Genomic DNA, 10,359 nt, shown 5'->3' on the forward strand with positions numbered 1-10,359 from the left:
GAAGCGGCGCGTAAGCGCGGGGATTTAGGGGGATCGACTCAAGGCAATCAACGACTTAGAAAGTTTTAAGACACTGCCTAGGCATAGCCATAACCCGCTTCCCTACAGGGCTTTGATGCGTCAAGCTGGCGCTGGGCAATTTTCTGGCAGCTTTTCGAGTCATTTGGAGTGAACAACTGTAAGACTTACGCAATTGGAGAATTTCTCACGGGCTGGCCCACGAGAAATCCTCCAAAACCTAGAAAACTGATCGCAAGTGCGTAAATCCTGAACTGATGGGCATGAGATCGGCATGAGATCGGTTCAACGATAGGCCAGTAACGTGTCGCCTATCGTCCTTGCGCCATCTCACGAATGAGCGGAAGGCGAGTGCGAATGTATTCGCTGAGGAGGTCAGATTCGCTGGGGCTGAGCGATCGCCCCTGATAAAACTGTCCAATCAACCACTTGGTGAGGCTGTGGTCATCCAGGTTTAGCAATACGCTCGACTGCGCTTCGTCTACAACCATCCAGAGATGCCGGAGCATTAGAGGACTCATACCGCCTCCTTAAGGTTTTCTTCATTTTCTATACCATACCCATCCGGTTTGTCGCTGGTGTGCTGTGAACACAAGACGACACAGATTGTGACGGATGCTGTAACAATCTACAGAAAAACTTGATAAATTTTGGGCATGATGGAGGCATGGAATCTGTCAATTTTGTGCCCAATTCTGCATCTGCTTCGGCATCACCCTCTACGGGTTCGATGTCTGATTCGGCATCTCCTGATGCTGCGGTTTCTCCTCCATCAGATGCCCTATCTGGGGATGCCCTATCTGGGAATGCCCTATCTGGGGATGCATTAGCTGGGGATTTAGCGGCGCGGCCTGCGGAGGTTTCCCTGACGCCTGCGGGCAAATCGGACGCGGGACTGGCTCCGCTGCTGCTGACGATTGTTGAGCTAGTGCGACAGTTGATGGAGGCGCAGGTAATCCGCCGCATGGAAGAGGGGCTGCTGAGCGACGGCGACCTAGATCGCGCTGCCGAAAGCCTGCGGAAGCTGGAAGAACAGGTTGTGCAGCTTTGTGAAATTTTTGAGATCGATCCGGCAGATCTTAATATCGATTTGGGCGAAATTGGCACGTTGCTGCCCAAGGCGGGCGGCTACTATCCCGGCGAACAGTCTGCCAATCCGTCAATTCTGGAACTGCTGGATCGCCTGTTGAATACAGGCGTAGTGATCGAGGGCGATGTGGATTTGGGGCTGGCGCAACTGAGCCTGATCCATGCCAAGCTTCGCCTGGTGCTTACATCCAAGCCGCTGTAGTTTTTGCAGGGGGTTTGTAACGCTGTGTCGCAATTTCGCAAAATTGGCGATCGCCCCTGCCAAACTGGGCACTCTCAGCGAGTAGGCAAGTTGGGGCAGCAAAACCCCCGACGATTTGCGCCCATTTGCTCCCAGTGGCCCTGTTTTCCCGCGCATCATGGCATACGGTTTTTATCTCTATGGCATCTTCCCCAGCCCCGGCCCTGTCGGGCTAGCCCTCGAAGGTCTGGACGCGCAGCCCGTTCATTCCCACGCCATTGGCGATTTCGTATTTCTCTATTCCGAGGCGCAGCAAAAGCGCTATCTCTCTAGCCGCAAAAACCTGCTGGGCCATGAGCGCGTGCTGGAGCAAGCGATGGAGAAGGGCTATCGTACCCTGCTGCCGCTTCAGTTTGGCCTGGTGATTAAGGACTGGGCCAGCGTCGAGGAGCAACTCATCGTGCCCAAGGGAGAGGCGCTGCGGCAGTTGTTTCAGCGGCTAGACGGTCGCCGGGAGGTGGGCATCAAGCTGGTATGGAACCAGGAGGCAGAGCTAGAGGCGCTGATGCAGGAAAACGATCTGCTGAGGGCAGAGCGCGATCGCCTCGAAGGAAAAACCCTCAGCATGGACGAGATCGTTCGCATTGGGCAATCCATCGAACACGCCATGACCGTCCGCAAAGACACGATTATCCAAACTTGCCGCGATCGCCTCAACACCCATGCCGTTGAAATTGTCGAAAACGACCCCCTGCCCAGCGTTCCTGGCATGATCTACAACGCCGCCTACCTGATTCCCTGGGAGGCCGAACCCGCCTTTGGGCAGCAGGTCGATCAACTGGACACGCAGTTCAGCGGCCGCCTGACCATCCGCTACAACAACTTCACCGCACCCTACAACTTTGCCCAGCTAGAAGCAGAGTAAGATAGCATCCATTTTCATTACCTCGTTCACTCCCACCCCCGCTATGATCTTTGACCTCCTCCTCGCCCCCGTCACCGCGCCCATCAACGGCATGAACTGGATCGCCAGCAAGATTTTGGAGCAGGCAGAGCCGCTGCTGGATGAAAAAGAAAATCTGAAAAAGGAACTGCTGGCGCTGCAACTCGCCTTTGATATGGGCGAACTGCCCGAAGACGAGTTTGAGGAGCGGGAAGAGGCACTGCTGCTGGCGATTCAGGCGCTCGAAGATGAGGATCTGGACGCAGAGGACGAAGATTAATCAACGCCCCTAGTGGCAATTCTCCTGAGGGCTGCTGCGAATGAAATTTTGAGACGCTCCGCAGGTGCTTGACTGGCAATCTAAAATCGCAAATCCAAAATCAGCCCAGCATTAGCCCCTTGGACTGGAGCGTTTGCTCAATGTGCTGCATCTCCTCCAGAGTTTCGCCCGCGACGATGCCGTAAAGTTCGGTGTAGATCTTGCCGTACTTTACTTTTTCTAGGGCGGAGAGGATCAGGAAATCCTTACGCGCCAGTTCGGGTCTAAGTTCCACCAGGATCGAATCGAGTGTGCCGTCCATGCGGTAGTCGGTGGAATATTTGGCGATCGCCTTTCCTTCCTTCAGCAAGGGTTGCCGTTGCAAGCACAGCGGCGTAGAGCCGTTGACCCGAAAGTTGGCATCGATGGCGTGGAGTTGTCCGTCGGTGTCCTCCAGTACGTCGCAGCCGATGATGCCGAAATAGCCCTGCTGGTGGGCATAGCGGGCGATCGCCAGAATATGCGGCGCGAACCGTTCCACAGGCGTATTTTGGTAGTCAATCAGCCCGCCCAGGTAACCGCCCTCCTCTGTGACCAACTGCCCCGTCACGCCGATCAGTTCCACCGCGCCCGCCTTGCTCACATAGAACTGCATACAGTAGTTCTGCACTGCGTTTTTCACAAAATCCGACACCACAATGCTGCGAAGCAAGTTGATTTCCCGATATTTTCGGATTTCCCGCAGGCAATAGTCCAGGTCGCTGGAGTTCTGAATAATATAGGTTCCCTCACCCGATAGCCCGTGGGTGGTCTTAATTAGGTAAGGAAACTCAGCGGGCAGCGGCACGTCCTCTAGGGGCGTTTCGTCTAGGTGATAGGTGACGTAGTGCGGGCAGGGCACGCCCAGTTCAGCCAGGGTTTCTTTACTCAGCAGGCGATAGTGGGTGTCGGGCGGGACGGCGTGCTTTTCCGGCGCGAGGTGGTCAAAGGGAAATAGCGTTAGCACCTTGGCAAAGCGATCGCTCTGGCTTAGGTAGTCCAGATACACCGACCGTTGCAGCACCTCCAGATTCTCGTAGCGAAAGCCAAAATGCTCCCGCCAGTAGTCGATCAAAATATTGCGTGGCGGGCGGATGACAATACCTGCGAGGCGATCGCCCAGCGCCGCCAGGTTTTTCCACGGCTCCTGCTGCACAATCTTGTCATAGCTGACTTTGGTAGCTTCGTCGCTGCCGTCTTGCAGAAAATACTTCTCGGTATTGGGATAGGCGGCCCAGCTTGCGGTGGCCGGATAGTTGAGGATAAAGGCGTGGGGCGCATCGGCGGTATCTGCGGCAAACAGGTCAGAAAGGCTGGTCGCCTGAGTGTATTGCAGGTCGGTTTGCAGGTCGGTCTGAACGTCGGAATCTAAGGCCATAGACGCATTAAACCAGGGTGGAGTTCGGAGATTTCAAAAGTCTTTTGCCAAAGTCTTTTGCCAAATCGTAGTCTACTAGAACTTACGCAGTTGAACGATTTCTCACAGGCGCAACCCATGAGAAATCGTTCAAAATCCAAAGAACCTATTGCAAGTGTGTAGGTTCTGTCTACGCTGGATGGTAATCGGAGGGGATACGCGCAAATTGCACTCCGTGATACCAACTGCACCCAGCGCAAAATCTGTCTTTGGGCTGAGCTGAATGTAGCTCGCTGGGCTAGCGTTAAATCGAATTTGGTTGATATGTTGAAAACAAAATGATGCCAACCTCCTGGCATTCAAAAGGATGCAACTTTAGCCACACCAGACGCTTAGCCATGTCCCAGCCCTCTCAGCCCTTAGAAGGCTTTAGCGACGAAACCCTTCCCTACGACACTCTGAGTCCGGCGGCCCAGCGACAACGTCTGGGGGAACTGGCGGGCGTGTTTCTGAAACTGGGGGCGATCGCCTTTGGCGGGCCTGCTGCCCACATTGCCATGATGGACGACGAAATCGTTACCCGTCGCCGCTGGCTCAGCCGTGAGAAGCTGCTCGATTTCCTGGGCATCACCAACCTGATTCCCGGCCCAAACTCGACGGAACTAGCGATCTACCTGGGCTATGACCGAGCAGGCTGGCGCGGGCTGGTTTTGGCGGGCACCTGCTTTATTTTGCCTGCAATGCTGATTGTGTGGGCGCTGGCGGCAGTTTACGTCCGCTATCGAACCATTCCCCAAGTAGAATGGCTGCTCTACGGCATCAAGGCGGTGGTGATTGCCATTGTGGTGCAAGCGCTGTGGAAGCTAGGGAAAAAGGCGCTCAAGGATTGGCCGACCTGGGCAGTGGCGATCGCCGTCATCGCGCTCTTTGCCACCGGGCTAAACGAAATCGCGCTGCTGCTGCTGGGCGGCGTCGCCGTCATGCTGATCAAAAACCTGGGCCAACGCGAATCCGGCGCACCGCTACTGCTGTTTCCCCTATCGCTACTAGCCCAAACCAGTGCGGCTCCGGCAGCCTCGCCCGTCAATTCCCCTACCTGGGGCAGCGTGTTTCTGCTGTTTTTGAAAATTGGGGCGGTGCTGTATGGCAGCGGCTACGTGCTGCTGGCGTTTTTGGAGCGCGAGTTTGTGCAGCGCACGGGCTGGCTTTCGTCGCAGCAAATTCTGGATGCGGTGGCGGTGGGGCAGGTCACGCCGGGGCCCGTGTTCACCACCGCCACCTTTATCGGCTACCTGCTGGCGGGCAACGCCGGAGCCGTAGCCGCCACGATCGCTATTTTTCTGCCCGCCTTTGCCCTAGTGCTAATCATCAACCCATTTCTGCCCAAGCTGCGCCAGTCGCGCTGGGTCAGCGGCTTTCTGGATGGGGTCAACGCAGCCTCTCTCGGACTCATGGCCGTCGTCACTTGGACGCTGGCCCGCGCCGCCGTGGTGGACTGGGTGACGGTGATTCTCGCAGCGTTGTCGCTGATTGCCGTGTTTCGGCTCAAGGTAAACTCGGCCTGGCTGGTGCTGGGTGGGGCGATCGTCGGTCTGCTAGCTAAAAGCTTGACCTGATTCCTGATCGTGTGGATGTTGGATTTTGGATTGGCGATTTTGGATTGCCAGTCAAGCGCCCGCGGCACTTCCAGTAATCCTACCAGTAATCTTATTCGTAGCGCCACTCAGAAGCATTGAGATTCAAGTAAGATATTCCAAACAAAATGAATCGTTGTGCAGATTCACCACACAACGATTCATCTGGAATGGAACTCTAGCCGAATCGAATCTTGCTCCAGCTAACTACGCTGTCACGGCGTTTTCTTCCGCAAGCCTACGCGCCGGAGTGGCGACGCGAGTGCCCTGAGAAGTGACGCGCACGTTCAGGTCGTAGGGCCCTGCTTCTCCTGCGCCGTAGCTGCCTGCGAACACCACATAGGTTCCCGCCGGGAGGTTGGCGCGAATGGCAGAATCCAGCGTGTTGGCGTTGGCATCGTCGTTTTCCGCGACTGGCTCCAGCGCGGTTTGATCATTGAAGCGCGATACGTCTCGTCTCAGGGCAAGGAACGAGTCGATGAACGCACTCCGCATCTGAATCGACACCTGGGCAGGCGTGGGCAGTTGGAAAGAGAACGTCTCGAATCGACGACCGTTGTCAGAGAGGCGATCGCCCTCGTCAATCCGTCCTTCGGCTCTGGCAACAAAGCCGTGGGAATCTTGACCAAAGGACAGCGGCGTGGCATTGGTGACCCGCGACAGCGGCGCAGTCGAGGCGAGGTGGCCCGTATGGGCGCTGGCCAGGAGGTGACGCACGCGATCGCTGCTGATGGCGCTGCTGAGGCCGCGATTGCCGCCCCGCGAAAAGGACAAGGCCACAACGCCAATCACGTTGCCGTGCTGGTCAAGCACCGGCCCGCCCGAATTGCCGGGGTTAATCTGGGCATCGGTCAGCACTTCATCGGGGTTGATCTTACTCACTACGCCGCTGGTCAGCGCATTGCGAAACCGCTCTTGCCCAAAAGGCGTGCCAATGACATAGGCCGGGTCACCCGGCTGCACCGAGCGAGCATCGGCCAGGCGCAACGGCTGCCCCGTGAAGGTCGGCTTTTGCCCGCTGAGCCGATCCAAGTTGGGATAGCGAGACGGTTCCAGGGTCAGCAGCGCCAGGTCTGTGCCGCTGGGGTCAAAGCCCACTAGACGAGCGCGACGGTCGCTGTTGTCTGCCAGGGTGACACGAGAAACTTGCCCTTGCTGGAGGTTTTCCACCACATGGGCATTGGTCACGATCAGGGTGTTGGGGTTCCCGCCAGGGCCGCTGGCGGGTTCAACGAAAAAACCGCTGCCCGAAAAGCGATTGCGAATCGCCACCACGCTCTCGTTGGCTCTGGCATAAACGGGGGCGGCGGTGCGGCTGCCGCTGGGGGCGATCGCCACGTCCGCAGCACCCGTCGAAACGGAGAGCGTGGGAATCTCTGCGGGCGCTGCCGCCTCTACCGTTCCTTCAAACCGATGGGTGGTTCCGCCAAGTCCCTCGGTTTCCAGTCCAGGCTGGCTCAGGGAAGGGTCTGCATTCTCCTCCCGCAGCCCAATGGGGTAGGGCCAGCCGCCATAAGCCAGATGTGGATAGTAGTAGGGATAGTGATAATGCACCAGGCGATAGGGATGGCGACGCAGCGCTCGGCGGGTGCGCCGGTCATAGCGGATTTCTAGCACGGGTAAATGGGGCAGCAGAATGGGAGCGGGGCGCTCGACTACGATGGGCACTGGACGCTCGACCACCACGGGCACTGGGCGCTCGATCACCACCGGACGGGGACGTTCTACGACGACAGTTACAGGACGCTCGACCACCACAGGGCGTGGATAAGACACCACCACTGGCGGATAGTAGGGGGTATAGCCGTAGTAGTAGCGGTGGCGGCGGTGCGACGTGCCTTCCGTCACGACTTCTGCCTCGACGGGGGCGATCGCCACGGGAGCCTCTGCGGACGAAACGGCAGCCTGCACACCGGGAGTCGTTTCTACCGTCTGCGCCACGGGTGCTGCGCTGGGGCATACCAGCCGTCCATCTGTGCCGCGAGCAATGCGACCGGGCTGTCCGTTGTAAAGCACCTGCTGAAGAAAGCGCCCTTCCTCCTGCTCCACCAAACGGAACAGGTTGGGATTTTCGCCCAGACACGATCGCACTGCTGCCTCATGGCGATCGCTCCGAGACTCTGCCGCTAGGCGGGTATCTGACAAGCTGGGCGTAGCCCCATCAGCAGTCAGGCTGGACTCGGTCGCGAGGCTGGGGCCGGTGGACGGAGACTCGACCACGGGCAGCGTTTCCATGTGCATCGAGCCGGGGCGGAACTCTCGCGGATCGTTCAGCGGATCATCCTTGAGCAGCGGAATCAGACCACTGTAGGAAATGCGGGGTGTGGTCGGCTCCACAAAGGTGACAGGAACCGCCGGAGCCACGATGACGTTCGTGACCTCAGCCGGAGCGCTTACGTCAACTGGCGTAGAGGGCAAAGGGGCAGACCGCTCGACGGTTGCATCTGCCACGATCGCTGCGACAGGCAACGGGGCGGAGGGGCCAGCCGTAGCGTCAGAGGTCATGGCGGCTGTTGGAACCGTCTGCCTTTCTGCAAGCCGAGGGGCGATCGCCCGCACAGGCGGGGTTGACTCCTGGCTGGACAATGCCGCAGGCTTCGACTCGGCCACTGCCGCCACTGCGACCATCGGAGCCTCGCGCTCGACCCGCTGTGCCACGGGCTGCGCGACTGCACCAGAAGCATTTTCAGGCTGAGCAACGGACACCGGACGAGACACAGGCGGCGCGGTCAGATCGGGGGCTGCGGTCGCAGGAGCCGCGGGAGCCGGGGTCGTCGCAGGTGCAGAAACGGCAATTCTCTCCGGAGCGGGCGCAGGCGGCGGCGTAACCTGTGAATTAGGAGCCGATGCAGCAACTTTTTCAGCCTTTTGCGCGGCCTTTTCGATTGCACGAGGGGCAGTGGAACGGGCTTGAGGAGCGGTCTGGATTGGTTCTGGTGGAGCGATCGCTGCTTTTGGCTGTGGCGCAGCCGGAGCAGCGGTTTCCACTGGGGCAATCGGTTCTACGGATTCTTCTTCAGAAAAGGGGTTGGCCTCGGCCCGGCGATTTGCTTCCAAAAAGCCAAGCATCGCCAGCGCAGAAAGAGCGATGGGAGCTAAACGCATAATAGTTCGTGAGTTGTGATGGGTATGAACTGAATAAACCGTCGTTCGTCTTTCGGATCTTGAAACCAGACTCCGCAATCGAGAATCGATGCCTGCCCATGGCCCGCCCAAACCAGCGCAGCCCAGAACATCGCCCGACCGTCCGATTTGCTCGGATCAAGACAAGCGAAATAGGTGCGCCGGGTTTTTCCAACCCTGCGTGATGGCAACCTTTGACTATTGCATCCCTCAGCAGAGCTTTGGGCGTGTGCCGTGCCCAGAGAGGGGCGATCGCCAACGCTGCGATGCTTAGAAACCTTGAACGGTCAATGTCTCAACGCAAGAGAGTTTCTAGAAAACACCCAAACCCGTAGGGCTGAAATTTCTGGTTCGTCATCAAACCTCGTCATCAAACCTGAAGTTTTAACCTGAACCAGAGTAGAGCAGGTTTTAGAGGGTGTTTGAAAAGGTATCGCCTGTAATGTTAAGCACTCAGAGATCCCCCCTTAAGCCCTCTCTTAAAAAGGGGGGAAACCGCCTTAAAGTCCCCCTTTTTAAGGGGGATTTAAGGGGGATCTTGCACGCTTTTCTACAAACAGTGGGACTTTTCAAACATCCTCTTAGGCAATCTTTGGCAAAAAGCCTGCTTAGCGTTCATCAGAGTCGCTGAAAGTCTGGTTATGCAACCCTGGCTTTAACAGACGAGGCAAAACGTGAACCAACCTATCTGTTACTCCCTTAAACAGCCCCGCTGAAAACAATCCGTTCAGGAAGGTAAAACCTTATAAATTCTTCACACGAATCAAGAATGCCTATGACGAGCAACGCCAGCGGCTTGTTCCCGGATCGGTTCAACTTCTGGCTTGATCCCAGCTTTATTTGCACTGTTCTTGATTTGCACTGTTCTTGATTTGCACTGTCCTTGATTTGCACTGTCCTTGATTTACAAGGTCACGATTTGCAAGGTCATAATTTGCACGATCACCGCTGGTCGCGCAGGCGTTCGGGGACGGGCGTGTTAGAGAGTCCGGCGATCGCTCGCAAGTTCTGACAGCGCAGCAGTTCGGTAAAATCCAGCGAAAACCGTCCCTCAATTTGCGCCACCGCCTCGATTGCGCTCAGCAGACTGCGGGCAGCCTCTTGTTCCGTATAGCCCCGCTGTCGGGCAAAATTAATGGCTCGCTCGTCCGCTTCTAGCTCGATTTGTGAACTGCGGCTATTTTTCCAGATGCGATAGCCCGAAAAGGCCGTCAGCCCTGCGGCGGCAACGGTTCCCATTGCGTCGCCCTGTGCCAGTTCCACGACGGTTCCCAGCGTGCCCGCTGCCAAGAGCAACTGCGGCCAACCGGGCTGAAACCATCGCGTCGTGTTCACCCATGCCACAGTTCGCAGCAGCAGCAAATCCCGCTGAGAACGACTCAGTTCCTCCCACAGGTCAAAGTTCAGGTAAATTGGGCGGCTCTGCTGCCAGGGCAAGGGCAGGTTTGCCGTAATTACCTGCGGCTGGGCAGGGCGGTCAATCAGCTTCACATACATCCGCCCAGAGGCAGGCATGATTTCAACCAGGCGGCTAATTTCGTCATCGGGATTCATGGAAACCGTGCCTTTCGCAACCAATGCAGAAGTCTGGCATCCAGCCTATCAGGTTTGCAAGCACGCGGCCGATGCCGCCCGATCTCAGCCCGCCAAAACGCCCCAAGCTGTCCCAAAATCCAAAACCTACAGGACTTACGCAGTTGGACAATTTCTCGCGGG

The 10,359-nt window shown here is 57.3% G+C and carries 8 protein-coding genes; 4 read left to right on the plus strand and 4 right to left on the minus strand.

The window, feature by feature from the left end; translation table 11 throughout:
- Positions 1 to 329: 329 nt before the first annotated feature.
- Positions 330 to 539: a hypothetical protein gene (locus tag IGS51_RS17025; RefSeq protein ID WP_297080010.1), complete on the minus strand. Its 210-nt coding sequence runs from the start codon at positions 537 to 539 to the stop codon at positions 330 to 332.
- Between the two features lie 344 nt (positions 540 to 883).
- Between IGS51_RS17025 and IGS51_RS17030 the strand changes: the two genes are divergently transcribed.
- The 3 genes from IGS51_RS17030 (at position 884) to IGS51_RS17040 (ending at position 2,511) form a co-directional block, all read left to right on the plus strand.
- Positions 884 to 1,309 (plus strand): gas vesicle protein K, encoded by a 426-nt coding sequence (locus IGS51_RS17030; protein ID WP_297080017.1) that lies wholly within the window; start codon positions 884 to 886, stop codon positions 1,307 to 1,309.
- A gap of 157 nt (positions 1,310 to 1,466) precedes the next feature.
- Positions 1,467 to 2,213, plus strand: coding sequence for a GvpL/GvpF family gas vesicle protein (locus tag IGS51_RS17035; protein WP_297080011.1), 747 nt, complete (start codon positions 1,467 to 1,469; stop codon positions 2,211 to 2,213).
- 43 nt (positions 2,214 to 2,256) lie between these two features.
- Positions 2,257 to 2,511, plus strand: coding sequence for a gas vesicle protein GvpG (locus IGS51_RS17040; protein WP_297080012.1), 255 nt, complete (start codon positions 2,257 to 2,259; stop codon positions 2,509 to 2,511).
- Positions 2,512 to 2,611: 100 nt separating this feature from the next.
- Here the strand turns inward: IGS51_RS17040 and IGS51_RS17045 are convergent, their stop codons facing one another.
- Entirely contained in the window at positions 2,612 to 3,907 is a 1,296-nt protein-coding gene (locus IGS51_RS17045) for a carbamoylphosphate synthase large subunit (RefSeq protein ID WP_297080013.1), read from the minus strand.
- A 377-nt stretch (positions 3,908 to 4,284) separates the two neighbouring features.
- On the opposite strand from IGS51_RS17045, the gene IGS51_RS17050 reads away from it, so the two are divergent.
- Positions 4,285 to 5,502 (plus strand): chromate transporter, encoded by a 1,218-nt coding sequence (locus IGS51_RS17050; RefSeq protein WP_297080014.1) that lies wholly within the window; start codon positions 4,285 to 4,287, stop codon positions 5,500 to 5,502.
- A gap of 225 nt (positions 5,503 to 5,727) precedes the next feature.
- Here IGS51_RS17050 and IGS51_RS17055 read toward each other — a convergent pair whose 3' ends face one another.
- Entirely contained in the window at positions 5,728 to 8,625 is a 2,898-nt protein-coding gene (locus IGS51_RS17055) for a trypsin-like peptidase domain-containing protein (RefSeq protein WP_297080015.1), read from the minus strand.
- A gap of 960 nt (positions 8,626 to 9,585) precedes the next feature.
- Positions 9,586 to 10,197 (minus strand): DUF3318 domain-containing protein, encoded by a 612-nt coding sequence (locus IGS51_RS17060; RefSeq protein WP_297080016.1) that lies wholly within the window; start codon positions 10,195 to 10,197, stop codon positions 9,586 to 9,588.
- Positions 10,198 to 10,359: the final 162 nt, after the last annotated feature.

Source organism: Thermoleptolyngbya sp. M55_K2018_002 (assembly GCF_015295965.1).
GTDB classification, from domain to species: domain Bacteria; phylum Cyanobacteriota; class Cyanobacteriia; order Elainellales; family Elainellaceae; genus Thermoleptolyngbya; species Thermoleptolyngbya sichuanensis.

Coding starts and splice junctions, on each gene's coding strand:
- IGS51_RS17040 (WP_297080012.1), top strand. CDS start 2,257: ATGATCTTTGACCTCCTCCTCGCCCCCGTCACCGCGCCCATCAACGGC.
- IGS51_RS17035 (WP_297080011.1), top strand. CDS start 1,467: ATGGCATACGGTTTTTATCTCTATGGCATCTTCCCCAGCCCCGGCCCT.
- IGS51_RS17045 (WP_297080013.1), bottom strand. CDS start 3,907: ATGGCCTTAGATTCCGACGTTCAGACCGACCTGCAAACCGACCTGCAA.
- IGS51_RS17050 (WP_297080014.1), top strand. CDS start 4,285: ATGTCCCAGCCCTCTCAGCCCTTAGAAGGCTTTAGCGACGAAACCCTT.
- IGS51_RS17025 (WP_297080010.1), bottom strand. CDS start 539: ATGAGTCCTCTAATGCTCCGGCATCTCTGGATGGTTGTAGACGAAGCG.
- IGS51_RS17055 (WP_297080015.1), bottom strand. CDS start 8,625: ATGCGTTTAGCTCCCATCGCTCTTTCTGCGCTGGCGATGCTTGGCTTT.
- IGS51_RS17060 (WP_297080016.1), bottom strand. CDS start 10,197: ATGAATCCCGATGACGAAATTAGCCGCCTGGTTGAAATCATGCCTGCC.